The sequence below is a fragment of the Duganella sp. 1224 genome (assembly GCF_013408245.1).
Taxonomy (GTDB): Bacteria; Pseudomonadota; Gammaproteobacteria; order Burkholderiales; family Burkholderiaceae_D; genus Rugamonas.
Genome location: NZ_JACBYS010000001.1, coordinates 2,477,407 through 2,501,881, shown reverse-complemented (window position 1 = coordinate 2,501,881; position 24,475 = coordinate 2,477,407). Strand labels below are relative to the sequence as shown.

General features: G+C 66.9%; 28 protein-coding genes. 13 read left to right on the top strand and 15 right to left on the bottom strand.

The genetic code is table 11. The annotated features are described in order from the left end of the window. Positions 1-23: 23 nt before the first annotated feature. Positions 24-1,151: a patatin-like phospholipase family protein gene (locus FHW58_RS11175; protein ID WP_179673385.1), complete on the top strand. Its 1,128-nt coding sequence runs from the start codon at positions 24-26 to the stop codon at positions 1,149-1,151. Between the two features lie 15 nt (positions 1,152-1,166). On the opposite strand, the gene FHW58_RS11170 is transcribed toward FHW58_RS11175, so the two are convergent. Genes FHW58_RS11170 through FHW58_RS11160 form a run of 3 tightly spaced genes read right to left on the bottom strand, consistent with a single transcriptional unit; the run spans position 1,167 to position 2,156 of the window. Further along, on the bottom strand, positions 1,167-1,499 hold the full coding sequence (locus FHW58_RS11170) for a hypothetical protein (RefSeq protein ID WP_179673064.1): 333 nt from the start codon (positions 1,497-1,499) through the stop codon (positions 1,167-1,169). A gap of 17 nt (positions 1,500-1,516) precedes the next feature. Continuing rightward, positions 1,517-1,669, bottom strand: a complete 153-nt coding sequence (locus FHW58_RS11165; RefSeq protein WP_090192273.1) for a DUF3309 domain-containing protein — start codon at positions 1,667-1,669, stop codon at positions 1,517-1,519. 46 nt (positions 1,670-1,715) lie between these two features. Beyond that, positions 1,716-2,156: a glycine zipper 2TM domain-containing protein gene (locus tag FHW58_RS11160; RefSeq protein WP_179673063.1), complete on the bottom strand. Its 441-nt coding sequence runs from the start codon at positions 2,154-2,156 to the stop codon at positions 1,716-1,718. Positions 2,157-2,378: 222 nt separating this feature from the next. Here FHW58_RS11160 and FHW58_RS11155 point away from each other — a divergent pair, with 222 nt between their 5' ends. Then, entirely contained in the window at positions 2,379-2,693 is a 315-nt protein-coding gene (locus tag FHW58_RS11155) for a BON domain-containing protein (RefSeq protein ID WP_179673062.1), read from the top strand. A 54-nt stretch (positions 2,694-2,747) separates the two neighbouring features. After that, entirely contained in the window at positions 2,748-3,920 is a 1,173-nt protein-coding gene (locus FHW58_RS11150) for an AI-2E family transporter (RefSeq protein ID WP_179673061.1), read from the top strand. Here FHW58_RS11150 and FHW58_RS11145 read toward each other — a convergent pair. Both FHW58_RS11145 and FHW58_RS11140 read right to left on the bottom strand, forming a co-directional pair. Continuing rightward, positions 3,906-4,769, bottom strand: a complete 864-nt coding sequence (locus FHW58_RS11145; RefSeq protein ID WP_179673060.1) for a YihY/virulence factor BrkB family protein — start codon at positions 4,767-4,769, stop codon at positions 3,906-3,908. The two genes, FHW58_RS11150 and FHW58_RS11145, sit on opposite strands and share 15 nt — an antisense overlap. Before the next feature lie 143 nt (positions 4,770-4,912). After that, complete coding sequence (locus FHW58_RS11140) at positions 4,913-5,959, bottom strand: OmpA family protein (RefSeq protein ID WP_179673059.1); 1,047 nt, start codon at positions 5,957-5,959, stop codon at positions 4,913-4,915. Between the two features lie 379 nt (positions 5,960-6,338). Here FHW58_RS11140 and FHW58_RS11135 point away from each other — a divergent pair, with 379 nt between their 5' ends. After that, entirely contained in the window at positions 6,339-6,875 is a 537-nt protein-coding gene (locus FHW58_RS11135) for a winged helix-turn-helix domain-containing protein (RefSeq protein WP_373996671.1), read from the top strand. 116 nt (positions 6,876-6,991) lie between these two features. Further along, positions 6,992-7,861, top strand: a complete 870-nt coding sequence (locus FHW58_RS11130) for a zinc-dependent peptidase (protein WP_179673058.1) — start codon at positions 6,992-6,994, stop codon at positions 7,859-7,861. Here the strand turns inward: FHW58_RS11130 and FHW58_RS11125 are convergent, their stop codons facing one another. Genes FHW58_RS11125 through FHW58_RS11110 form a run of 4 tightly spaced genes read right to left on the bottom strand, consistent with a single transcriptional unit; the run spans position 7,862 to position 12,055 of the window. Continuing rightward, positions 7,862-8,362: a response regulator gene (locus tag FHW58_RS11125; RefSeq protein WP_179673057.1), complete on the bottom strand. Its 501-nt coding sequence runs from the start codon at positions 8,360-8,362 to the stop codon at positions 7,862-7,864. Then, positions 8,359-9,735: an ATP-binding protein gene (locus FHW58_RS11120; protein WP_179673056.1), complete on the bottom strand. Its 1,377-nt coding sequence runs from the start codon at positions 9,733-9,735 to the stop codon at positions 8,359-8,361. Before FHW58_RS11120 ends, FHW58_RS11125 begins: the two co-directional genes overlap by 4 nt. Beyond that, positions 9,732-10,559 carry an HDOD domain-containing protein gene (locus FHW58_RS11115; protein WP_179673055.1) on the bottom strand — a complete coding sequence of 276 codons (828 nt, stop codon included), beginning with the start codon at positions 10,557-10,559 and terminating at the stop codon, positions 9,732-9,734. The genes FHW58_RS11120 and FHW58_RS11115 overlap by 4 nt, the downstream gene beginning before the upstream one ends. Continuing rightward, a complete protein-coding gene (locus FHW58_RS11110) occupies positions 10,556-12,055 on the bottom strand; it encodes an EAL domain-containing protein (RefSeq protein WP_179673054.1) in 1,500 nt (499 codons plus the stop codon). Before FHW58_RS11110 ends, FHW58_RS11115 begins: the two co-directional genes overlap by 4 nt. Before the next feature lie 161 nt (positions 12,056-12,216). On the opposite strand from FHW58_RS11110, the gene FHW58_RS11105 reads away from it, so the two are divergent. After that, complete coding sequence (locus tag FHW58_RS11105; protein WP_179673053.1) at positions 12,217-12,768, top strand: glycine zipper domain-containing protein; 552 nt, start codon at positions 12,217-12,219, stop codon at positions 12,766-12,768. Positions 12,769-12,898: 130 nt separating this feature from the next. Beyond that, a complete protein-coding gene (locus FHW58_RS11100) occupies positions 12,899-13,261 on the top strand; it encodes a hypothetical protein (protein ID WP_179673052.1) in 363 nt (120 codons plus the stop codon). Between the two features lie 141 nt (positions 13,262-13,402). Here the strand turns inward: FHW58_RS11100 and FHW58_RS11095 are convergent, their stop codons facing one another. The 6 genes from FHW58_RS11095 to FHW58_RS11070 all read right to left on the bottom strand — a co-directional run bounded on the left by FHW58_RS11095 (position 13,403) and on the right by FHW58_RS11070 (position 18,352). Continuing rightward, on the bottom strand, positions 13,403-13,777 hold the full coding sequence (locus FHW58_RS11095) for a TraR/DksA C4-type zinc finger protein (protein ID WP_179673051.1): 375 nt from the start codon (positions 13,775-13,777) through the stop codon (positions 13,403-13,405). A gap of 45 nt (positions 13,778-13,822) precedes the next feature. Further along, complete coding sequence (locus tag FHW58_RS11090) at positions 13,823-14,248, bottom strand: hypothetical protein (protein ID WP_179673050.1); 426 nt, start codon at positions 14,246-14,248, stop codon at positions 13,823-13,825. A 9-nt stretch (positions 14,249-14,257) separates the two neighbouring features. Continuing rightward, on the bottom strand, positions 14,258-15,028 hold the full coding sequence (locus tag FHW58_RS11085; RefSeq protein ID WP_179673049.1) for a hypothetical protein: 771 nt from the start codon (positions 15,026-15,028) through the stop codon (positions 14,258-14,260). Positions 15,029-15,095: 67 nt separating this feature from the next. Then, positions 15,096-15,875 carry a hydroxypyruvate isomerase gene (gene hyi / locus FHW58_RS11080; RefSeq protein ID WP_179673048.1) on the bottom strand — a complete coding sequence of 260 codons (780 nt, stop codon included), beginning with the start codon at positions 15,873-15,875 and terminating at the stop codon, positions 15,096-15,098. Between the two features lie 137 nt (positions 15,876-16,012). After that, positions 16,013-17,371: a DEAD/DEAH box helicase gene (locus tag FHW58_RS11075; RefSeq protein ID WP_179673047.1), complete on the bottom strand. Its 1,359-nt coding sequence runs from the start codon at positions 17,369-17,371 to the stop codon at positions 16,013-16,015. A gap of 198 nt (positions 17,372-17,569) precedes the next feature. Then, a complete protein-coding gene (locus tag FHW58_RS11070; protein ID WP_179673383.1) occupies positions 17,570-18,352 on the bottom strand; it encodes an inositol monophosphatase family protein in 783 nt (260 codons plus the stop codon). Between the two features lie 156 nt (positions 18,353-18,508). Between FHW58_RS11070 and FHW58_RS11065 the strand changes: the two genes are divergently transcribed. The 6 genes from FHW58_RS11065 (at position 18,509) to FHW58_RS11040 (ending at position 24,474) form a co-directional block, all read left to right on the top strand. After that, complete coding sequence (locus FHW58_RS11065; RefSeq protein WP_179673046.1) at positions 18,509-19,306, top strand: RNA methyltransferase; 798 nt, start codon at positions 18,509-18,511, stop codon at positions 19,304-19,306. After that, a complete protein-coding gene (locus FHW58_RS11060; protein WP_179673045.1) occupies positions 19,303-19,737 on the top strand; it encodes a thioesterase family protein in 435 nt (144 codons plus the stop codon). The genes FHW58_RS11065 and FHW58_RS11060 overlap by 4 nt, the downstream gene beginning before the upstream one ends. Before the next feature lie 81 nt (positions 19,738-19,818). After that, entirely contained in the window at positions 19,819-20,346 is a 528-nt protein-coding gene (locus FHW58_RS11055) for a hypothetical protein (protein ID WP_179673044.1), read from the top strand. Further along, positions 20,343-21,962: a GMC family oxidoreductase gene (locus FHW58_RS11050; RefSeq protein ID WP_179673043.1), complete on the top strand. Its 1,620-nt coding sequence runs from the start codon at positions 20,343-20,345 to the stop codon at positions 21,960-21,962. Before FHW58_RS11055 ends, FHW58_RS11050 begins: the two co-directional genes overlap by 4 nt. 18 nt (positions 21,963-21,980) lie before the next feature. Further along, the gene (locus FHW58_RS11045) at positions 21,981-22,925 is read left to right on the top strand and encodes a triacylglycerol lipase (RefSeq protein ID WP_179673042.1); all 945 of its coding nucleotides are present in this window, start codon (positions 21,981-21,983) and stop codon (positions 22,923-22,925) included. 73 nt (positions 22,926-22,998) lie between these two features. After that, positions 22,999-24,474 (top strand): PAS domain-containing sensor histidine kinase, encoded by a 1,476-nt coding sequence (locus tag FHW58_RS11040; protein ID WP_179673041.1) that lies wholly within the window; start codon positions 22,999-23,001, stop codon positions 24,472-24,474. Position 24,475: the final 1 nt, after the last annotated feature.

Here is a 24,475-nt window from a genome sequence, read left to right as displayed (position 1 = left end):
CCCATCCGCTCAATCCCGCAGGCATGCGCGTCGTGCTGGTGCTGCAGGGAGGCGGCGCGTTGGGGGCGTACCAGGCCGGCGTGTTCCAGGCGCTGCACGAGCACCAGCTGGCGCCGGACTGGATCGTCGGCACCTCGATCGGCGCCATCAACGCCGCCATCCTGGCCGGCAATCCGTTTGAACAGCGGCTGACGCGGCTGCGCCAGTTCTGGCAGGGCATCGCCCACCGCGACAGCTACGACATGCGCCGCGTGCCGGACGCGCAGCGCCGCTCCAACATCGTGCTGCAAACCTGGGACACGCTGCTGCGCGGCGTGCCGGGCTTCTTCACGCCGCGCCTGTTCAACGCCTTTGCCACCGGCGCGCCGGTCGATCCGGAACTGGCCAGTTTCTACGACACCGCCGAGCTGCGCGACACGCTCAACGACCTGATCGATTTTGACTACCTCAACGCGCCGGGCGGCATCCGCCTGACCGTCAACGCCCTCAAGGTCACCTGCGGCACGCTGCGCAGCTTCGATAACCGCGAGCTGACCATCCACGCCGACCACATCCGCGCCAGCGGCGCGCTGCCGCCGGGCTTCCCGCCGGTGCGTATCGATGGCGACCTGTACTGGGACGGCGGGCTGTATTCGAACACGCCGCTGGAAACCGTGCTGGACGAGAGCAAGCAGGTCGACACGCTGTGCTTCATGGTCGACCTGTGGAGCGCCGACGGCGAGGAGCCGCGCACGCTGGACGAGGTGCAGACGCGGCAGAAAGACGTCACCTTCGCCTCGCGCTCGCGGCGCCACCTGGCCGACTATGTGGCCACCCACCAGCTGCGGCAAAAGCTGCGCGAGCTGTACTCGGCGTTGCCGGCGGACCAGCGCACGCCCGAGCAGACGCGCGAGCTGGAGGCGCTGGGCTGCGGCAGCACGCTGCACGTGGTGCGCCTGCCGTACGCCGGGCGCGACTGGAACATGGCGGCCAAGGACATCAATTTTTCCGAGGGATCGATCAACTGGCGCTGGGACCAGGGCTATCAGGACGCGCTGCGCGCCATCAAGGCGGCCGGCTGGCTGGGCGTGGTGTCGGAGGATACGCCGCTGGTGGTGCACGAATTGCCGCCGCTGGCGGTGCAGGGCGGCGACAGCGCGCGGGCCGCCTGAGCGGCCCGCCGGGCGTTACTTTGCCGCCACCAGCTGCGGCACTTTGGCCATGTCCTGCTGGTAGATGCGCTGCGCCTCTTGCATGCAGGCGCCGCGTTCGCTGGCCGGACCCTTCTGGCAACCCTGTTTGGCTTCCGCCAGTGCCGCGCCGATTTCCTTGCGCAGCGTGCGCGCGCGGTCGGCGGTGGTGACGTCGCCCTGGGTCCAGCGCGCCGGCTCGCCACGGGCGATTTCCTGGCGCTGCAGCGCGGCGTTCTGTGGTGGCGTGGTGTCGGTGACTTCCTGCGCCTGCGCGGCCAGCGCCGCGCAGGCCAGCATCACGCCGGTAACGATGCGATGATGAACCATGATGTCCTCCTCACGTTTTACAACCTGCCGGTCAGCAGCATGATCAGCAGGATCACCACGATCAGGCCAGTAATGCCGCTGGGCGCGTAGCCCCAGTTACGGCTGTGAGGCCAGGTCGGCAGCGCGCCGATCAGGGCCAGGACCAGGATGATCAGAATAATGGTACCCATGGCATTCTCCTTGTTATCAGTGGTGATGGTTAAATTTAGTTAAGACTTAGTAACGGTACAGGCGGCCGTCGATCAGACGCACGCGGTTGCCGACGCGCAGGTCATACACGCTGTCCTGCTGGATGATGCGGGTGTCGCCGTTATCCATGCGCACGGTGATCTGGTATTCCTCCTTGCCGGCGTTGCGGTTGCTCTCGACATTGTTGCCGACCACCGCGCCGCCAATGGCGCCGGCCGCCGTGGCCACCGCGCGGCCACCGCCGCCGCCCACCTGGTTGCCCAGCAGGCCGCCGATCAAACCGCCAGTGACCGCGCCGACGCCGGACGTGCCGCGCGGCTGCATGACGACGATCTGGTCGATGGTGCCGTAGGTGGACGAGTCATTGCTGATATAGCCGATCTGTTGCGGCTGCTGGTTGCTGGCGCAGCCGCTCAATGCGGCGACGCCGGACAGCACGGCGGCGGCAAGCATGGTTGAGCGTTTCATGTTGTTCTCCTGAAAAAGTGTGAGTCCAGCATAAACAGCGGGCCGGGCCGGGTCTGTGCGCTTACGCACCGTGTCGCGTGGTGGCGATTTTTGTACGCTACCGTACAGAGGCCGCGCGGGAAGCGGCGTTTAATGGCGACATCGGTAGCAGAGACGGCACATTCCAAAACGTCCCGCTGGCTGACAACCCATTGTTACTAATTACTCCAAGGAGAAATCGCCATGAAAATCGCACATAAAATCGCTACTGCCCTGTTCACCGTCTCGCTGCTGGGCGCCATGACCGGCTGCGCCTCCACCGCAAGCAAGGAAGGCACCGGCGAGTATGTTGACGATTCGGTCATCACCACCAAAGTCAAAGCCAGCATCTTCAACGAGCCGACCCTGAAGTCGACCGAGATCAACGTTGAGACCTTCAAGGGCACCGTGCAGCTGAGCGGCTTCGTGGCCCAGCCGCAAGACATCGCCAAGGCCGGTGAAGTGGCCCGCGGCGTCAAGGGCGTAACCGCAGTGAAGAACGACCTGCACGTCAAGTAATTCCCCCGGCCGGCGCGCACCTTGGCGCGCCGGCGCTTTACCCTGTGAGTCATCATGAACCAGCCTGTCGATCTTCCACGGACTCACGCACAGGCGGTTGCCGCCGATGGCGAGATTCCTCGCGAACCTTCCCGTATTCCAATTCATGTCAACGCGCGCGGCCTGGCGCTGGGTGTGATTGCGACCGTCGCTTTCATCTGGGCGCTGCAATGGTCGCGTAATTTCCTGGTCCCCTTATTGCTCGGCATCCTGATCACCTACACCCTGAGCCCGCTGGTGTGCTGGCTGGAGCGCATCCGTGTGCCGCGCGTGATCGGCGCCACGCTGATCACCGCCGCCATCCTCGGCGGCTCGGTGGTGGTGATCGAAAAGCTGCAGGGCGAGTTCCAGTCCATCATCGACGAATTGCCGACCGCCGGCCACAAGCTGTCCAAGCTGGTCGCCGAACACCTGCACAGCGGCGGCCCGAGCGCCTTGCAGCGCATCCAGGACGTCGCCACCGAGCTGCAGCAGGCCACCGCCGGCGCCCAGGAACGTCGCGCCGCGCGCCGTGCCGCCGCCGCCGCGCCGCCGGACACGCTGCCGGTGATGAACTGGGTGTGGGCCGGCTCGATGGGCGTGATGGGCTTTCTGAGCCAGGCGACGATGGTGATCTTCCTGGTGTTCTTCCTGCTGCTGTCGGGCGACACCTTCAAGCGCAAGCTGGTCAAGCTGACCGGGCCGTCGCTGACCAAGAAGAAAATCACCGTCCACATCCTGGAGGACATCAACAGCTCGATCCAGAAGTACATGCTGATGCTGCTGGTGACCAACAGCGCGCTGGCGCTGCTGATGTGGATCGCGCTGCGCTGGATCGGGCTGGAAAACGCCGGCGCCTGGGCCATCGTGGCCGGGCTGCTGCACCTGATGCCGTATTTCGGCCCGCTGCTGATCATGCTTGCCACCGGCGTGGTCGCCTTCCTGCAGTTTGAATCCCTGCAAATGAGCTTCCTGGTGATGGGCGCGTCGCTGGCCATCGCCACGCTGATCGGCACCGTGGTGGCGACCTGGATGACCGGCCGCTTCGCCCGCATGAACGCGGCGGCGGTGTTCGTCAGCCTGCTGTTCTGGGGCTGGTTGTGGGGCGTGTGGGGCTTGCTGCTCGGCGTCCCCGTGATCGTCATCATCAAGGTGGTCGCCGAGCGGGTGGAAGGGATGGAAGTGGTGGCCGAGCTACTCGGCGAGTGAACTCTTGCGCAAGCTGCCCAGCTGCAGCGCATATTGCCGCGCGAACTCGGCGCCGAGGAAGAAAATCTGCGCCGAGTAATACACCCACAGCAGCAGGGCGATCATTGAGCCGGCCGCGCCAAAGCTGCTGGCCACGCCGCTGTTGCCGATATACGCGCCGATCGCATATTTCCCCAGCGTGAACAGGGCCGCGGTGCCGATGGCGCCGATGGTCACGTCATGCCACGACAGCTTGACGCGCGGCAGCATCTTGAAGATCACGCCGAACAGCGCGGCGATCACCACGAAGCTGATCGCCATGTTGATGATGGTGAGGACGACGCCGGCGTCGCTCCAGTAATGGCCCCAGAATTTCTCCAGCAGCGTCAGTGCGGCGCTGACCACCAGCGACACCATCAGCAGGAAGGCCAGCACCAGCACCATGCCGAATGACAGCAGGCGGGTGCGGACGGTGTCCCACATGGTGCCCTTGGTCAGCGGCGGCACTTGCCAGATGGCGTCGAGGCTGGCCTTGAGTTCGGCGAACACGGTGGTGGCGCCGAACAGCAGCAGGGCGCCGGCTGCGATGGTGGCCAGCCGGCCTTCCTCCTTGTTCTTGGCGCCGGCCAGCACGGCCTGGATGGCCTCCGCGCCCTGGGTGCCGACCAGGCCGCGCAACTGGGCAAACAGCTCGCCCTGGGCCGCTTGCGGACCGTAGAACCAGCCGGCGATGGCCAGCACCAGGATCAGGATCGGGGCCAGCGAGAACAGCGTGTAAAACGCCAGCGCCGCGCCCATGCTGCTGCCGCGGTGTTCGAACCATTCGAGGACGGTGCATTTCAGCACCGAGAAGATGTTTTTGGATTTCATGATGTAGGCTTAAGCGGCACCTGTACACCCCGCAAACCGCTGCGCCAGGGTCTGACCCCGTACGGGGGCAGACCCTTCCGTTTGGGGGTGCTGCAAATAAAAAAGCCCCGCAACCAAGGTTGCGGGGCCCCCCATCAAGCCGCTTACTGCACGCGGCGTTCGATGGTGATCTGTTCCACTTCCACGCGGCGGTTCGGCTCCAGGCACTTGATCAGGTCGGCGCGTTTCTTGTCGTGGCATTCCACCACGGGATTCGCTTCACCCTTGCCCACGGCGTTCAGGCGGTTGGCCGAGATGCCCTTGCCCACCAGGTAGTCCTTGACCGCGTTGGCGCGGCGCTCGGACAGCTTCTGGTTGTACTTCTCGCTGCCCAGACGGTCGGCGTAGCCGGTGATGACCACGTTGTCGATGCCGCTGTTGGTGTTCAGCACGTTGGCGATGTCGTCCAGCTTAGGCTGGTTCGGGTTCAGCTTGGCGCTGTCGAACGCGAACAGTTCGGTGGCCGACATCGTCACTTTTTCGAAGCGCGCTGGCGGTGGTGGCGGCGGCGCTGGTGGGGCTGGTGGCGGTGGTGGCGGTTCGGCCACTGGCGGCGCTGGCGGCGGTGCCGGCGGGGCAGGGCGCGGTGGCGCGTCGAAGGCGATGTTCAGGCCCACGGTCAGCAGGTAGTTGTTGCTCTTGCTGCTAGGGAAGGTGTCGCCGCGCAGGAAACCGTGCACGTCGCGGATGTCGGCTTGCAGCGCGACACGCTCGCTCAGGTCGGCCTGGAAGCCCAGGCCGGCGCTCAGGTAGGGCGAGTTCTTGCGGCGCTCGACGTAGTTCGGCAGGTTGGCGGTATCGCGCTCGGCGCCGATACCGATCAGCAGGAACGGACGGAACGATTTACGCGAGAACATGTACAGGCCGTCCACGCCCAGCGTGTCCTGCTGGTAGCGGTAGACGCCATCCTTGGAGCGGCTGTAGGTGTAGCCCCCCTGCACGTCCCAGCTTGGGTTGATGGCTTTGCCGAATTTCAGGCCGGCGCCGTAGCCGTGCTTGTCGGTGGTGCCGAAGTCGGAATCCGGCTTGATGGCGTTGACGCTCGGCTGGATGTACCACGATGGGTTGATGACCGGATCTTGTTGGGCCATTGCGGAGAACGACGCGCAGAGAGCTGCGACGGCGAGGGCGATTTTCTTGGATTTATTCACAGGGTGGCTCCCGATGGTTTAAAAAATGTTTCACTGCCAGCAATGTTGTTGCATCGCTGTTGGACCGAAGATTAGGCGACAAGGTGCCGTTCTTCCGTTCGCTACCGCACCAAACTTTGTGCTGTATCAAATTTGTCACAAATCCCAGAACTTATGCGCCTCTCCTTTGTCCGATCGTAAAGCAATAGATGCATCAATAATGTTCGTTGCCGCACAGACTGAGGGCGCCGAAACGGGCATTCTTCATCCAAGCCGTACCACTTCAGGCATTGTTTAAAGGAGCGTTCTCATGCATGCAGTCAGCAAACAACAAACCATGGTCCAAAACGAGATGAAAGCCTCGCCGGAGATGCAGTCCACCACGGCTCGCCTGACCCTGATGGACCGCTCGACCCCGGCGCCGCTGGACCGCAAGCCGGCGCTGTCGATGGCCTCGATCGAGCGCGTGCGCTCCACCTCGGCCACCCTGCGCCGCATTGAAAACATGCAAAAGCTGATCGGCGAACTGTCGATGCACGAGATGCTGGCCGATGAAATCGCCTGGTTCCTGAAATTCTCGCCGTCCGGCGCCCGCAAATACATCCGCGACCTGCGCGAAGCCGGCGTGATCGAACTGGCGCGCTATGTCGAGGGCACCGCCACCTACCTGGGCAAGGCGGTTTACCAGCTGACCCCCGATCCGGAACGCATCGCCGCCTTCCTGGCCGCCATCGCCCAGCCGAAGCGCGAAGGCGCGCCGCCACGCAAGGAACGCCCAGGCCTGCGCGAGCAGGCGATGGCCGGCAGCGGCCGCCACTTCCACATCCTGGCCGACGACACCCATTACGCCATCCGCGTCAACCGCGGTCCGGTGATGCGCGACCCGCTGGTCGCCGCCCTGTTCGGCAGCGCGCCATCGCAGCAAAAAGCGGAATAAATCTTCCTGTAGGGGTATCATCAGACAGCCGGCGCTTGCGCCGGCTGTTTGCGTATTGAAATGTTGTTATCTCGCCCCATCTAGGCTGGCATGACATCTTACGGACCCCGCTGCCCATGGAAGCTTTGATCTGGATCGGCCTGACGGCGCTGGCGATCGCGCTGCCCTTCATCTACCCGCGCTGGCGGCTGCGGCGGGCGCTGGCCCGGCCGCTGCCGGCCGAGGCCGAGGCGGTCCTGCAGCGCAATATCTCGGTCTACCGGCACATGCCGGCCGAGCTGCAACAGCAGTTGCGGCAACTGGTGGTGCAGTTCCTGCATCAAAAAAAGTTTATCGGCTGCGCCGGGCTGGAAGTGACCGATGAAATGGCGGTCACCATCGCCGGCCAGGCCTGCCTGCTGCTGCTGAACCGGCCCAGCAAGGTGTATCCGGCGCTGCACACCATCCTGGTCTATCCGTCCGAATTCGTTGCCCAGCGCGCCGAGGTGGGGCCGGGCGGCGTCATCACGCCGGGCCGCCAGAGCATGCTGGGCGAGTCGTGGGACGATGGCCGGGTGGTGCTGTCGTGGGAGGATGTGCGGCGCGGCGCCGGCGACTGGACCGACGGCCACAACGTCGTGCTGCATGAATTCGCCCACCAGCTGGACAGCGAATCGGGCCGCGCCAACGGCGCGCCGTATCTCGGCGATCCGGCCAGCTACGCCGACTGGTCGGAAGTGCTGTCACGCCACTACGACAACCTGCGCATGCGCGCCATGTACCGCATGGAGACGGTGATGGACCCGTACGGCGCCACCAATCCGGCCGAGTTTTTTGCCGTGGCCACCGAAACCTTCTTTGAAAAACCGTACCAGATGGCCGAGCACCACGCCGAGCTGTACGCGGAATTCCTCAAGTACTACCGCGTCGACCCGCGCCAGTGGATGTCGCCGCCGCCACCGCCGGCGCCGCCCCAGCAGCCGGTGTCGTTCGCCTACGGCTGGTGATCACAGGATGATGGAGCCGTCGTCGCTGCGCCTGACGTGCAGCAGGCCGGGTTCCTCCTGCTCCAGCCGGCGCGCCTCCAGCTCCTGGGCCGTCGGCCGCTGCCCGGCCTCGGCCAGCAGGCGCTGACGTTCCTCCAGCCCTTGCAGGATATTCTGCTCCAGTTCCGCTTGCTGCCACGGCTTGCTGATGAAGCGGAACACGTGCGCCTCGTTAATCGCCGTCATCGCCGTCCTGAAGTCGTTGGAGGCGGTCAGCATGATGCGCACGGTGGTCGGCGCCACGTCCTTCAGCGCCTGCAGGAAGTCGCCGCCGGTCATTTCCGGCATCATGAAGTCGGACACCACCAGGTCGAATTCGCACACGCAGATGCGGTTCAGCGCGTCGAACGGGTTGGTGAAGGTTTCGATCTGGGCGCCGGCCAGCGCCTTGCTTTGCCGCAGCGCCCGCTGCAGCGCGCTCAGCATGTTGGGTTCGTCGTCCACCAGCAGTATGCGGCTCATGTTTGCTCCTCGTTGTGGCGGACCGGCAGCAGCACGCGGAAGCAGGTGCCGCGCCCCAGCTCGGTGTCGACCTCGATCCGCCCCTTGTGTTTCTGCACGATGCCGTAGGCCAGCGACAGCCCCAGCCCGGTGCCCTTGCCGACCGCCTTGGTGGTGAAGAAGGGATCGAAGATGCGCGACAGCGTGTCCGGCGCGATGCCGTTGCCGGTGTCCTCCACCTCCAGCTTGACGGTCTGCTGGTCGGCCATGCCGGTGCGCAGCGTGATGGTGCCGCGCTGCTCGCCCATGGCCTGGGCGGCGTTGACCACCAGGTTCAGCACCACCTGGTTGATCTGCAGCGGCAGGCAGTCGATCGGCGGGATGTCGCCGTAGGCCTTGACCACGTCGGCCCGGTACTTGACCTCGTTGGCGACGATATTCAGCGTCGAGTCGATGCCCTGGTGCAGGTCGGCGCGGCTCCATTCCTGGGTGCTGTCGGCGCGCGAGAAGTCCTTGAGGTCGTCGACGATGTGGCGCACCCGCACCAGGCCCTCGCCCGATTCGCGCATCAGCGCCGGAATGTCCTCGCGCAGGAAGTCGAGGTCGATGCGCTCGCGCATCGCGCGCAGCTGGCTGGTGACGGCCGGCTGGGCGATGCTGGCCTCGGCCGCCTGGTAGGCGTCCAGCATCTCGAACAGCTGCGCCAGGTAGTTCTGCAGCGTGCCGACGTTGGAGAAAATGTAGCCGATCGGGTTGTTGATCTCGTGCGCCACGCCGGCCGCCAGCTGGCCGATCGAGGCCATCTTCTCGGACTGCACCAGCTGCTGCTGGGCGGTCGACAGCAGGTCGTTCAGCTCGGTCAGCTGGCGGATGTCGTCTTCCAGCTTGTCGTTGGCCTGCGCCAGCTGGGCGGTGCGCTTTTCGACGATGTGCTCCAGGCTGTCGCGCGACTTGCGCAGCGCGTTCTCGGCCACGCGACGCTCGGTGACGTCGCGCAGGGTCTCGATGGCGCCCACCACATTGCCGTGGGCGTCGCGCAGCGGCGCGGCGGTGAAGTGCAGCCAGTGGCCGCTGGCGCCGATGTTGGGAAAGAAGTCCTCGGACTCGTAGGCGCCCGGGATCAGCGCCGACGGGTGGCTGTGCCCCGGATAGTGGGCGCTGATATTGGTGTCGCCGGCAACGATCAGGTCGCACAGCAGCGGCCGCTCCTTGATGTAGAACGGCTGCCACTGGTTGCGGGTGCCGACCATGCAGGCGCGGGTCCAGCCCAGCAGTTGCTCGCAGGCGCGGTTCCAGTGGGTGATGACGTGGTGGCGGTTGATGGCGAAGGTGGCCACCGGATGGCCGTCAAAGAATTCGTCCAGCGCCACTTCGGCTTGCGAGGGCAGTTTCATGGGGACTCCTGGTTGACGAGGATCTGGCACATGTCGCTGACCAGCCGCGGGCAGCTCTCGCTCAGTTGCTGGCGCTGCGCGTCGTCGACGGCGAGGGTGGTCCAGGCCTGCTCGCGCCGGGCGTCGCCGTCCGCCGCCGGCACGGCCAGCTGGTGCGCCAGGCCGACCGCCAGCGCCAGGCCGCTGGCGTTGGCGCGGTGCTGGTGGCAGATGGCGTCCTGGATCGTCGCCGGGAATTTCCAGTGCGCAGCCAGCGCGCCGCCAGCCTGGGCGTGGTCGACGCCGAACACGGCCAGCTCGGCCTCGGCCACGCTGGCGTCCACGTGCGCGGCGCGCCACTGCGGCACCGCCGCGTATTCCGCCGGGAAGCGGGTGGCCAGCACCAGCGTGCCGAGGTTGTGCAACAGGCCGGCGGTGAAAGCGGTGTCGGGACTCTGGCGCAGCTGGCGCGCCAGCGCCCGCGCCCACACCGCAGTGGCGATGGCGTGGCGCCAGAACTGGCCGAAGTCCAGCGCCGGCCCGGCCGCCGGCGGCACCGCGCCGATCACGCCGCAGGCGGTCACCATGGTGCGCACGCTGTGCAGGCCCAGCACCGACATCGCCTGCTGGATGCTGGTGACCCGGGACGGCATGCCGTAGAACGAGGAGTTGGCCAGCCGCAGCGTCTTGGCGGTCAGCGCCTGGTCGAGCGCGATGCGGCCGGCCAGGTAGCCGAGGTCGATGTCGTCGCGCTCCATGCAGCTGAGCAGCTCGGCCACCACCGCCGGCAGCGACGGCAGGTCGCGTACGTGGCGGATGACGTCGTCCAGCGCGATCTGGTTCATGATGCCTCCCGCGGGCTGAGCGTGATCAGGCTGCCGCGCGACGCCGAGTGCAGGCCCATCGGGTAGGCGGTGACGCTGTAGCGGCGGCTGCCGATGTCGGCATGGTGGCCGGCCGGCGGCAGGCAGTCGCCGCCGGGGAACAGCTGCGGCAGCACGGCGCAGGCGGCGTTGCCCAGCAGCGCGCCGGCGCCCTCGAACACGCGGCTGGCGGCGCCGTTGACGAAGGCGATCATGCCGTCGTCATCCATGCCGATCACCGGCAGCGGCAGCTGCTGCAGGATCTCGCGCGCCACGCCGAGGCTGATCTCGTCGCGGTCGATCTGGCGCTGCATCTGGTGCAGCAGCTGCTCCATGCGGCGGTTGGCACTGGCCAGCTCGTGGTTGGCGTTGCGCACCTCCATGTTCAGGCGCGCGTTGTCGTCGGCGATCTCCTTCAGGCGGAAGGCGTCGCGCAGGTGGGCGCGCAGCTGCTCGTCGTTCCATGGCTTGGTGAGGAATTTGTAGATTGCCCCCTCGTTGACGGCGTCGGTCACCGACTGCAGCTCGGTGTAGCCGGACAGCATGATGCGGATGGTGTCCGGCCGCAGCGTGCGTGCCTGGCGCAGGAAATCGGCGCCGTTCAGGCCCGGCATGCGCTGGTCGGAGATGATCACGTCCACCGGCTGCTGGGCCAGCAGTGCCAGCCCCTGCTCGCCGGAGTGGGCGGTCAGGATGTCGTAGCCGTCCGGGCGCAGCAGGCGCTTCAGCGCCGACACGATGTTGACCTCGTCATCGACCAGCAGCAGGCTGCGGCGCCGCGCCTGCACCCGCAGCAGGTGCGGCGGCAGGCGGCGGTCGTCGCGCAGCAGCGCGCCAAGCTGGTCCGGCGGCTGCGGCGCGGCGTACAGCTCGCCCTGGATCAGGTCGCACAGATTGTCACGCAGGAAGGCGCACTGCGCCTCGGTCTGGACGCCGTCGGCCGCCACCCGGATGCCGAGGTGCAGCGCCATCGCCATCAGCGCCTGGCACTGGGCGGCGGCGGCCTCGTTGTCGGTGACCGCGCGCACCACCGCGCTGTCGAGCTTGATGTAATCGAAGGGATAGCGCTGCAGGTTGCGCAGGCAGGCCGGGCCGGCGCCGAACTGGTCCAGCGTCAGGCACACGCCGAGTTGCTTGAGGAAGGCCAGCGTGCTGGCGCTGGCGGCCGGGTCGTGCAGCAGCGCCGCCTCCTCCAGCTCCAGCGTCAGCGCGGCCGGCGCGATCGCGTGCTGTTCCAGCAGCGCTGCCACGCCGGCGCCGAAGTGCGGATCGTGCAGCTGGCGCTGGGGCAGGTTGAGCGCCAGCTGGATGTTGTCGCCGTTCAGCACGCCACCGCGCCACAGCTGGCGGTCGGCGCAGCTGCGGCGCAGCAGGGCGAGGCTGTCGCCATCGGCCGACCACGCTTCGACGCCGGCCACCGCGCCGTTGCGCAGGTCGACCAGCGGCTGGTAGCGCGGTGGCGGCGGAGCGAATTTCATCAGGCGTTCCTATCGAAATGGAAGCTTGCTGCTCGAAAATACTATCGGCTGATTATTACGGATAAGCCCGTCGCGTTCAACCTTTTTCACGGTGCGCGCGCGAACGGAAGCCGCTGTCCATGCGGGTCACACTGGGGGCACGTTAATCCAGGAGAAGAACAATGAGCACGATTATTGCGGGCCATTTTCAATTGCAGGATGAAATTGCCGATGCGCGCCTGGCCCTGCTGGGCGCCGGTTTTGCGGCAGCGCGTATCAGTTCCTTTTACGTCAATCCGCCCGGACAGCACGATGTGCACGAACTGGGCGGCGACCACGACAAGTCGCCCGGCGCCAAGGAGAGCGACGAGGGCGTGGTCAAGGGCGGCGCCACCGGCGCCGTGGCCGGGGCGGTGGTCGGCAGCGCCACCATCCCGATTGCCGGGCCAGTGGGGCCGGTGGTGGGGGCGCTGGTCGGCGCCCACGTTGGTTCGCTGTACAGCCTGCACAAGATGAAGGAAGCCGGCGAGCCGGACGAGGATGGCAGCAATGTGCGGCCGCCGCGCAAGTCCGGCATGCTGATCGCGGTGGCGGTGGACGACGCCGCCCAGGCCGACCAGGCGGTCGCCATCCTGCGCCGCCTGAACGCGCACGACATCGAGCGTGCCGAGGGCAGCATCAGCGGCGGCGACTGGCGCGACTTTGATCCCAACTCGCTGCCGCTGTTGCTGTAAGCCCTGACCAGTGGGGCGGCCGCTGATCTGCCATTTGGCCGGCGCTGTTGCTTATCCGAGACTATCCCTGCGCGGAAGGCAATTTTCGGTATGATAGTCAGCACAGATCAACCGAAGAGCGGAGGCGGCAATGACACAGGCATGGCTGGTACTCACTCGTGCGGATGGGCGCGACGTGAGCGCGCCGTCCGAGGCCCAACTGGCGGCGGCGCTGGCCGACGTCTACGGCGGCAAGGCCGTGACGGCGGACGGCGCGCCCGGCAGCGCGGTGCTGCGCTTCGGCTATGACGACGGCCTGATGTACGAAATGGAAGTGTCGAGCGGCGGCGCGGTGCGCTTTGCCGAGTGGTCGGACCGCGATTGCGAGATCGCGCTGGCTTCGCCGCGCACCATGACCGTCAAGAAGCAGGCCGACGCGCTGCAACTGTGGCGCCTGATGGCGCAGCGCCAGGTGGCCAAGATCCGCAGCCAGCCCTGGCTCAGCGACGACTAGCGCCGCCCGTCGTCCCGGCGCAGGCCGGGACCCATGCTGAGCTGGCCATGGGATGCTCGGCATGGATTCCGGCCTGCGCCGGAATGACGAATGACGCGTGACGCATGACGCACGACGCGCGCGCGGGGCGGGGCGGGGCGCTCAGCGGACCTTTTGCTCCAGCCGCGTCTGGCAATTGATGCACAAGCGCGCCTCCGGCCGCGCGTTCAGCCGCGAATAACCGATCGCCTCGCCGCAGCGCTCGCACAAACCGTAACTGTGGTCGCCGAACTTGGCCAGCGCGTGGCGCACGATGTCCAGCTGGCGCGCGGTCAGCGTGGCCGCCTCGTGCACGGCAGCGTGCAGCGTGCGCTGGCTGGCGTTGTCGGCCGGCGAGGCTTCCGCCACGTGCGGCTGCGGCAGGCGCAGGTCGGTGCCGCGGTCCAGATCGTCCGCCAGCTGGCTCAGCAGCGCGGCGCGCGCGTGTTCCAGCCGCGTGCGCAGGGTCTGCCATTGATCCTCATCCAGTCCGTTCATGCCGCGCTCTCCTTACGGCTTGGACCCGGAAGCCGGCGAATCGTTCTACAGCGCTTCGATGTGCTGCTTGAGTTTTTCCAGCGGCTTCAGCACCTGGTCCGGCTTGCCGGTGGCCACCGCCGCGCCCAGCGTCAGCAGCTCGGCGGCCAGGTCGACCAGGTCCTTCAGGCGGTCGATGCGGTCGATCTTGTCCTGCGCGCGCGCGGTCAGGTCCAGCAGTTGCTGCTGCTGCGGACCGAGGCCGGCGGCCGCCAGCAGCGCTGCCTGCAAATAGAGGCTATTGGCGCGCTGGCGCAGCGCCACCTCGTCATCGAACAGCGCCTGCGCCGTCGCCTGCGTGATGCCGGGCAGGGCGCCGTCCGCGGCCGGCTGGCGCAGCGCGCGCATCAGGCGCCGGTGCAACGCGTCGGCACTGGCCGACAGATGATCGGCCAGCGCCTCGATCTGGGCTTGCTGAGTAGGGTTTGCCATGGCCACTCCTTACGGTTTGCTCGGGATCTGCGCGACCAGCGCGCGGTGCTGCCGCTCGATGGCGTCCAGGTTGTTGCGCGCCAGCGTAAAGCGCAGGCCGATCAGGCGGTACTCGGCCTGCTTCTCCTGCTGCCGCGACTTGGCGAGCGCCAGCAGCAGGCGGTCGCGTTTGGGATCGAGGAAGGGGAGCTCCGACTCCAGCATGCCGATGACGATTTTCTGCTCGTTGTCGCTGCTTTTATCGTACAGGCGCAACAGCGTGCGCATGGCGTCCAGTACCTCCTGCACCGGCTGCTGGCCATCGCGCAGGATGTCGTTGACGGCGTTTTCCTGCAGCGGCGCGGTGATGCCGCGCGCGACCAGCCGCGTCAGGCCGGCGAAGGCGTTGACGTGGCGCGGCTCCAGGCCGGAATCGGGCCATTCCTTGATGCCGCCGCTGACCGCCTTGATCTGGTCCTCCAGGTCGTAGCGGTTGTCGCCGGCCAGCTTGCCCAGCGTTTGCATGTAGGCCTGCAGACCGTACTGCAACTTGACGAAATCGTCGCAGGCCTGCTGGCGCTGGGCATCCAGCGCGCGCTCGCGGGCGTCGGCCTCGGGCGACAGGAAGGGCTGCTCGCGCTGGTAGGTATTGCGGTAGCGCTCGGTGAGTTCATGGTAGGCGCCCAGCTTGGGCGACTCGGCGGCGAAGGTGCGCACGTCCGCCATGCGCGGCGTGCTGCTGGCGCAGCCGGTGAGGATGGCCAGCATCCCCAGGATCAGGAACAAACGGGACAGTTTCATGGGCACTCCGCGGTTGGTGGGACGATTGTTGCCGGTGGTGGCTCTCTCCGTGTTGCGCGGGCGCAGACTATGTGGCCAGCGCCTGCCGCCAGGCCAAGCCGGCGATGGTGTCGCCGGCCGGCAGGTACTCGCAGCCGATCCAGCCGTCGTAGCCGAGCTGGTCGATGAAGGCGAACAGGTGGCGGTAATTGATCTCGCCGGTGCCGGGCTCGTGGCGGCCGGGCGTGTCGGCCGCCTGCATGTGGCGGATGAGCGGCAGGCTGGCGGCGATGGTGTTGGACAGCTCGCCCTCCATGCGCTGCATGTGGTAGATGTCGTACTGCAGGAACAGGTTGGGCTCGCCGGCCTCGGCGATGATCTGCAAGGCCTGGCTGCTGTGCTTGAGCAGGTAGCCGGGCATGTCGTAGTGGTTGATCGGTTCGATCAGCACGTCGATGCCGGCCGGCCGCAGCTGGCGGGCGGCGTAGCGCAGGTTGTCGAGGTAGGTGGCGCGGGCCAGGTCGGGCGCGATGTCGGCGGGCAGCTTGCCGGCCATGCAGTGCAGCCGGGGGACGCCGAGGGCGGTGGCATACGCCAGCGCGCTGGCGACGCCGTCGCGGAACTCGTGGACGCGGCGCGGATCGCAGGCCATGCCGCGGTCGCCGGCGGCCCAGTCGCCGGCCGGCAGGTTGAACAGCACCAGCGCCAGTTGATGGCGGTGCAGCTGGTCGGCGATCTGCGCGACGTCGTAAGAATAGGGAAAGAGGCATTCGACCGCGTCAAAGCCAGCCTGGCGGGCGAGGGCGAAGCGGTCGAGAAACGGCGCGTCGGTGAACAGCATCGACAAGTTGGCGGCGAACTTGGGCATGGGATAGCGGGGTGCGCGTTGACGAAGTTGCTATCCTAGCCCAAATGCCGGTGGGGCGGCGTTCGTTCACCCCGCACGGCGAACTGCCGGGGTCAGACCCCGTACGGGGTCTGACCCCTTGCTGCTGGGGGGGGCGCTTAGCGGCCGCGGCCGCCGGAGCGGTGTTGCGCGGCGGCGCGTGGCGCGCCGCCACCGCCATTACCGCCGCCGGCCGGACGCGGCTTGCCGCCGCCGTTGCCGCCGCCATTGCCCGGCTTGCGCGGCGCCCCGCCGGGACGGCCCGCGCCATTGCGATGCCCCGGTCCGCCGCTGCGCAGCTGGATCGGCTGCGGACGCGCGGTCGGATCCGGCTCAAAGCCCGGAATCACGTCGCGCGGCAAGGTCTGCTTGATCAGCTTCTCGATATCCTTCAGCATCTCGTGCTCGTCCACGCACACCAGCGACACCGCTTCGCCGGTGGCGCCGGCGCGGCCGGTGCGGCCGATGCGGTGCACATAATCCTCCGGCACATTCGGCAAATCGTAGTTGACCACGTGCGGCAGCTGGTCGATGTCGATGCCGCGCGCGGCGATGTCGGTGGCCACCAGCACCTGCAGCTTGTTGTCCTTGAACTCGGACAGCGCCTTGGTGCGCGCCGACTGGCTCTTGTTGCCGTGGATGGCCATGGCCTTGATGCCATCCTTGTCCAGCTGCTCGACCAGCTTGTTGGCGCCGTGCTTAGTGCGGGTGAACACCAGCACCTGGCTCCAGTTGTTGGACTTGATCAGGTGGGCCAGCATCGGGTGCTTCTTGTCGCGGTCGACCGGGTGGATCTTCTGCGCGATGATTTCCGAGGTCGAATTGCGGCGCGCCACCTCGATGGTGGCCGGCTTGTTCAGCAGGCCATCTGCCAGCGCCTTGATCTCGTCCGAGAAGGTGGCCGAGAACAGCAGGTTCTGGCGCTTCGGCGGCAGGCCGGCCAGCACCTTGCGGATGTCGCGGATGAAGCCCATGTCGAGCATGCGGTCGGCTTCGTCCAGCACCAGGATCTCGATCTTCGACAGGTCGACCGTGCCCTGGTCCATGTGGTCCAGCAGGCGGCCCGGCGTGGCCACCAGGATGTCGACGCCGTGCTTGAGCTGCTTGATCTGCGGGTTGATGCCGACGCCGCCAAAGATCACGGCCGAGTTCAGCCTGGTGTACTTGCCGTAGGTGCGCACGCTTTCCTCGACCTGCGCCGCCAGTTCGCGGGTCGGGGTCAGGATCAGCGCGCGGATCGCGCGCGGCGAGGTATTGCTGGTCAGCTTGGCGCCGACCGCGTCGGTCGACAGCCGGTGCAGCAGCGGCAGCGTGAAGCCGGCCGTCTTGCCGGTGCCGGTTTGTGCGCCCGCCAGCAGGTCGCCGCCGTTCAGCACGGCCGGGATGGCCTGCTGCTGGATCGGGGTGGGCGTGGTGTAGCCGGTGTCGGCAACTGCGCGCATCAGCGCGTCGGACAAACCGAGGGAGGAAAAGGACATATTAACTTTTTGTTATGATCCGCCTGTCGCCGCCAAGGGCGCCAGTCGCAGGCAATCGATTGTTCTTGGAGTGTGCGGCGCCGGGACTGGGCCAGGCCGCAGCTTTCAGTATAACAGCTTGGCCCAATTATTGTTGCGCGAAGGAAAGAAAAAGGGCGCCGTGGCGCCCTTAATTTTGTAACAAATTGTCTGACTGGCTTAAGCGAACGGCGTCAGCAGGCCCAGCATCTGGCCAAACACCTTCGGGCTGCCGGCGATGATGTCGCCCTTGTACAGGTAATCCGACTCGCCGTTGAACTCGGCGACAATGCCGCCCGCCTCGGTCACCAGCAGCGCGCCGGCGGCGATGTCCCACGGCTTCAGGCCTTTTTCGTAGAAGCCGTCGAGGCGGCCGCAGGCCACGTAGGCCAGGTCCAGCGCGGCGCTGCCGGCGCGGCGCACGCCCTGGGTGCGCTCGGCCATGATGCCGTACATCTCCAGGTACTGGTGCAGCGCTTTCGGGTTGCCGGTCTGGTAGCCGGTGGCCACCAGCGCATTGTTCAGGCGGTCCAGCTTGCCCACGCGGATGCGCTTTTCGTTGAGGTAGGCGCCGGCGCCCTTGGTGGCGGTGAACAGGTCGTTGTGGACCGGGTCGTAGATGATGGCCTGGGTGATCACGCCGCGGTGCGACAGGGCGATCGAGATGCAGTACTGCGGGAAGCCATGCATGAAGTTGGTGGTGCCATCGATCGGGTCGATGATCCAGGTGTATTCTGCCTCGTCGTGGGCGTTGGCGGAGGCGCCGGATTCCTCGCCCAGGAACGCGTGGTCCGGGTAGGCTTTCGACAGCACTTCGATGATGGCTTGCTCGGCGGCCTGGTCGACGTCGGTGACGAAGTCCTTGTTGTTCTTTTCGGTGACGATCAGGCGATCGAGGTCGAAGGAAGCGCGGTTGATGACGGCGGCGGCGCGGCGGGCGGCCTTCACGGCCGTGTTAATCATGGGAGATTGCATGGGCTATTCCGTAATAAAAATGCTAACGCCCACCGGGGGATTTCCAGCCCGGCGGCACGACAGGAGACAAAATGACAAAGAGCGGGGCGGCTCCGACAAGGTAAAATCCTCATGTCTTGAAACCGCGCAATTCCGCTATTTTAAATGAACCAGCCCCAAATCAACACCCATCTTTTCAAACATCTGCGATTTATTCTGGTGGAGACCAGCCGCGCCGGCAATATCGGGGCGGTGGCGCGGGCCATGAAGACCATGGGCTACAGCGACCTGGTGCTGGTGACGCCGCGTTTCGAGCAGGCGCTGCAGGACCCCGAGGCGGTGGCCTTCGCCAGCGGCGCCCAGGACATCCTGGCCGGCGCGCGCGTGGTCGGCAGCATGGCCGAGGCGCTGGAGGGGATCAATTTCGCCGCCGCCGTGTCGGCCCGGCTGCGCGAGTTTTCGCCGCCGGTGCTGTCGCCGCGCCAGATCGCCGGGCAGCTGGTGGCGCAGCCGGAGCTGCGCGCGGCGCTGATCTTCGGCAATGAGCGCTTCGGCCTGCCCAACGAGCTGGTGGAAAAATGTAATGTGTTGATCAACATTCCCGCCAATCCCGAGTATTCGTCGCTGAACCTGTCGCAGGCGGCCCAGGTGCTGGCCTACGAGTGCCGCATGGCGGTGCTGGAGGGGGCCGGCGTGATCCACACGCCGCGCCTGCCGGTCGGTGACGCCAGCGAGGTCGGCTTTCACGGCGAGGCCGCCAGCATCGAGCAGATCGAGGGCATGTACGCGCACCTGGAGCAGGCGCTGGTGGCGATCGGCTTCCTCGACGCCAGCAACCCGCGCAAGCTGATGCCGCGCCTGAAGCGCCTGTTCGCGCGCGCCCAGCTGGAGAAGGAGGAGGTCAACATCCTGCGCGGCATCGCCCGCCACATGCACGGCCGCGCCGGCAAGGACGGGCCATGAACTGGGACCATCCGCAGCCGTTCACCCTGGCACTGTCGCCCGCGGCCGCCGACATCGACGGGCTGGACCACACCAACAACGCCGTCTACGTGCAGTGGTGCGAAAAAGCCGGCTGGGCGCACTCGGAGGCGCTGGGCCTGTGCCTGGCCGACTACCGCCGGCTCGACCGGGCGATGGCGATCCGCCGCTCCGAATACGACTATCTGCTGCCGACCGCCGCCGGCGAGCAGCTGGTCCTCGGCACCTGGCTGTACAGCACCGACGGCAAGCTCAACATGGAACGCCGCTTTCAGTTGCTGCGCGCCAGCGACGGCGCCACCGTGCTGCGTGGCCGCTGGCAGCTGGTGTGCATCGAGATCAGCAGCGGCCGCGCGCGCCGCATGCCGCAGGAATTCTGCGACGGCTATCTGCCGGCGGTGGTGGCAACTTAGACGCGCTCCTCTATTTTTTGCCGGCAAGCGCGCAGGCGCTTTCGCTTACACTGCAAAAAACCATAAAAATGGACGGAGACAATGCAATCATCCCGCAGATCTTTCCTGAAGATCGGCGTGGCCGGCGCGTGTACGCTCGCAGCCGGCGGCGCCCTCTATCGCCTGGCCAACCCGGCCGCTTCGCCGCACCGCTTCGCCCTTGACGGCCCGGCCCTGGCGGTGCTGCACGCCATCATCCCGGTCATGCTGGGGCCGGTGCTGCCAGCCGCGGACGCGGCCCGCGCCGACGCGCTGCGCGCTGCCAGCCAGCGCGTGCGCGACGCCGTGCGCGGGCTGCCGCTGGCGACGCAGCAAGAGGTGCAGGACCTGTTCGGCCTGCTGGCGCTGGGGCCGGTGCGGCGGCTGCTGGCCGGCGTCGCCGGCGGCTGGGAGCAGGCCGATCCGCGCCAGGTGGCGGCCTTTCTCGACCACTGGCGCACGCACAGCCTGCAAACGCCGCAGGTGGCCTACCATGCGCTGCACGACCTGATCATCGGCGCCTGGTACGCCGATCCATCGACCTGGCCATCGATCGGCTATCCGGGACCGGTGAAGGAGCTGCTGGCATGAGCCTCATTCCCGATCCGATCGCGGCCGGCCTGGCGGCCGGCTGGCAGGTCAGCGACGGCGCGCGGCTGAGCGCCGACCAGACGCTGGAGGCGGACGTGGTCATCGTCGGCAGCGGCGCCGGCGGCGGCGTCAGCGCCGAGATCCTGGCGCTGTCCGGCCTGAAGGTCATCATCGTGGAGGAGGGCGCGCTGAAGTCGTCGCGCGATTTCAAGATGCGCGAGGCCGAGGCCTACCCGTCGCTGTACCAGGAATCGGCCGCGCGCAAGACCCGCGACAAGAGCATCACCATCCTGCAGGGCCGCACCGTCGGCGGCAGCACCACCGTCAACTGGACCAGCAGCTTCCGCACGCCGGACAGTACGCTGCGCTACTGGAATCAGCATTTCGGCTTGAGCGACTACACGCCGGAAGCGCTGGCGCCATGGTTCGGCATGATGGAACAGCGCCTGCACATCAGCGACTGGCCGACGCCGCCCAACGAGAACAACGACCTGCTGCGCCGTGGCGCCGCCGCGCTCGGCATTCCCACCGCGCTGATACGGCGCAACGTCAACGGCTGCTGGAACCTCGGCTACTGCGGCATGGGCTGCCCGACCAACGCCAAGCAGTCGATGCTGGTGACGACGATTCCGTCGGCCCTGCGGCACGGCGCGCGGCTGCTGACGCGCGTGCGCGCCGAGCGGCTGGTGATCCGCAACGACCGCGTGACCGAGCTGGCCTGCGTGGCGCTGGCCGAGGACGGGCTGAGCCCGAACGGCCAGCGCCTGACGCTGCGCGCGCGCCACTTCGTGCTGGCCGGCGGCGCCATCAACACGCCGGCGCTGCTGCTGCGCTCGACCGCGCCCGATCCGCACGGCCTGCTGGGCAAGCGCACCTTTCTGCATCCGACCGTGATCTCGGCCGCCGTCTTCGCGCAGCGCGTGGACGGCTACGTCGGCGCGCCGCAGACGGTGTACTCGGACCACTTCCTGCACACCGGGCGCATCGACGGCCCGATCGGCTACAAGCTGGAGGCGCCGCCGCTGCATCCGCTGCTGTTCTCGACCACGATGGCCGGCTTCGGCGCGCAGCACGCGCGCATGATGCAGCAGTTCCCGCACGTGCATGCCTTGCTGGCGCTGCTGCGCGACGGTTTTCACCCGGAGGCGCCGGGCGGCAGCGTGGCCTTGGCGCATGGCGCGCCGGTGCTCGACTATCCGTTCAGCGCGGCGCTGTGGGACGGCGTGCGGCGCGCGCTGCTGAGCATGGCAGAGATCCAGTTTGCCGCCGGCGCGCGCAGCGTGACGCCGGTGCACGAGCGCGCCGCAGCCTACGGCAGCTGGGCGCAGGCGCGCGCCGCCATCAACGCGCTGCCGCTGAAGCCGCTGCAAACGCGGGTGGTGTCGGCGCACGTGATGGGCGGCTGCGGCATGGCCGACGACGACCGGCTGGGCGTGACCAGCGCGCGCGGCCGCTATCACGGCCTGACGAACCTGTCAGTACACGACGGCTCGCTGTTCCCGACCGCGATCGGCGCCAATCCGCAGCTGTCGATCTACGGCATCGTTGCGCGGCTGGCCAGCGGCCTGGCGCAGGAACTGGGCGGGCGCCCGGCGGCGCGACCCACGGCCGCCTGATCTTGGTATCATGCGGTCATGATCAAACGACTGCTGATACTGCTGCTGGTGCTGCAAGCCGCCTGCATGGGGCTGCTGGCGACCGGTCTTTACTACTGGTGGCGCCCGGCGTGGGAAGCGCGCCTGAGCGCGCCGGCCACGGCGCTGTTCTACCTGGCCGGCGGCCTGCTGGCGGTGCTGCTGGTGCGGCTGCTGATCTCGGCCAACAACTTTTACCTGAGCTGGCGCGCCGGCAGCGCCACGCCGCCCGGCCACGCGCTCAACCTGCTGAGCGCGGCCAATCTGTTCTGGCACGAATTCCACGCGTCGATGCTGACCTCGTCGTACTACATGCTGCGGCCGATCGGCCTGCAGCTGCAGCCGCGCGATCAGCAGCAGGGCCTGCCGGTGCTGCTGATCCACGGCTACGCCTGCAACAGCGGTTACTGGATACCAATGAGCAAGCTACTGAAGCAGGCGCGCATCAGCCATTACGGCATCGACCTCGAACCGCCGGGCGCCTCAATCGACGACTTCGTGCCGCAGGTGCGGGCGGCGGTGGAACGGTTGCAACGCGAGACTGGCAGCGCGCAAGTCATCATCCTGGCGCACAGCATGGGCGGCCTGGTGGCGCGCGCTTATCTGCGCCGCCATCCGGACGCGCCGATCGCGCGCGTGGTCACGCTCGGCACGCCGCATCACGGCACCGCACTGGCCTCGTTCGGCCCCGGCAGCAACGCCGCGCAAATGCGGCGCGCCAGCGCGTGGCTGGACGCGCTGGCCGCATCTGAGGCAAATACGCAACGGAAGTTGTTCAGTTCCATTTACTCTGTCCATGACAACATCATCGCGCCGCAGGATTCCAGCGCGCTGCCGGGCGCCCGCAATCTGGTGTTCGGCGCCATAGGCCACGTGGCGCTGGGACGCCACCCGCGCATCCTGCGTTGTGTACTACAAGAGATCAGCGCCGCCACCCCCACGTGATTTTGTGTGAGGATGTTGCTGCCGCCTTGCTGTATGGTGAGTCCTATACGCATGGCAAGACTAAGGCGAGGCGATGACGACCGATTTCGGCACCCTGATACTGCAGCAGACGCCCGACGCCGTGGTGGTCACCACCACCGGCGGCGAAGTGGCGTGCTGGACCAACGGCGCCCAGGCCGTGTTCGGTTATACGAGCGAGGAGGCGGTGGGCCGCCAACTCGACGCGTTGATCGTGCCGCCCGGCGACGCTGCCGGTCCGGCGCGGCAGACGCTGGCGCGCGACCAGGGCAGCTACGAATCGATGCGCCAGGCCAAGGATGGCACGCTGATCTACGTCGACAGCTCATACAAGCTGATCCCCGGCGACGGCAGCCGTCCCGACTACATTTTGTGGAGTAAAAAAGACGTCACCGCGCTGAAGGTGCTGCGCGACGCCAAGCTGCTCGAGGCGCGCTACGATGGCATCCTGGAGTCGATGCCGGACGCCATCATCATCGCCAACGCCGCCGGCCGCATCGTGCTGGCCAACGGCCAGGCCGAGGCGCTGTTTGGCTATCCACGCCACGCGCTGCGCGGCATGGTGCTGGAAAACCTGATGCCGGCGCGTTACCGCAGCGCCCACCTGCACTACCGCGCCGGCTTTGCCGCGCAGCCGCTGGTGCGGCCAATGGGGCGCGGGCGCGAACTGTACGGGCTGCGCAGCGACGGCGTCGAGTTCCCGGTGGAGATCAGCCTCAGCCCGGTCGGCACCGAGGAGGGCACGCTGGTGATGAGCGCCATCCGCGACATCTCGGAACGTAAACAATTTGAATTGGCGCTGCAAGAAAAAAATGTCGAACTGGCAAAGGCGGTGGCCGCCAAGGACCGCTTCCTGGCCGGCATGTCGCACGAATTGCGCACGCCGTTGAACGCGATCATCGGTTTTACGGGTACTATGCTGATGAAATTGCCTGGACCCATCAATGATGAACAAGCGAAACAGCTGCGCATGGTGCAAAGCAGCGCCCGCCAGTTGCTGTCGCTGATCAATGACTTGCTGGAGCTAACCCGCATCGATTCGGGCAAGATCGAGCTGGACCGCGCGCCGCTGTCGTGCAAGCCACTGATCGACGAGGTGCTCAACTCGTTCAAGTCGCAGGCGCGCAGCAAGGGGCTGGCGCTGGAGTTCGAGCTGCCGCCGGAGGAGGTGACGGTGGCGGGCGACCGCCGGGCGGTGCAGCAGATCCTGATGAACCTGGTGCACAACGCCATCAAGTTCACCAACAACGGCAAGGTGCTGGTGCGGCTGGCGAAGTCGGTGGTGGGCGAGCGCGCGTGCGCCACCATCAGCGTGGCCGACACCGGCATCGGCATCGGCGACGAGCAGCGCGGCACGCTGTTCCAGGCGTTTTCCCAGCTGGACGGTAACGCCCTGCGCCAGTTCGAGGGCACCGGCCTGGGCCTGCATCTGAGCCGCAAGCTGGCGGCGCTGCTGCACGGTGAGATTTTGTTTGATAGCGAGTACGGCAAGGGCAGCGTGTTCACGCTGGCCCTGCCACTGGAAGAATAGG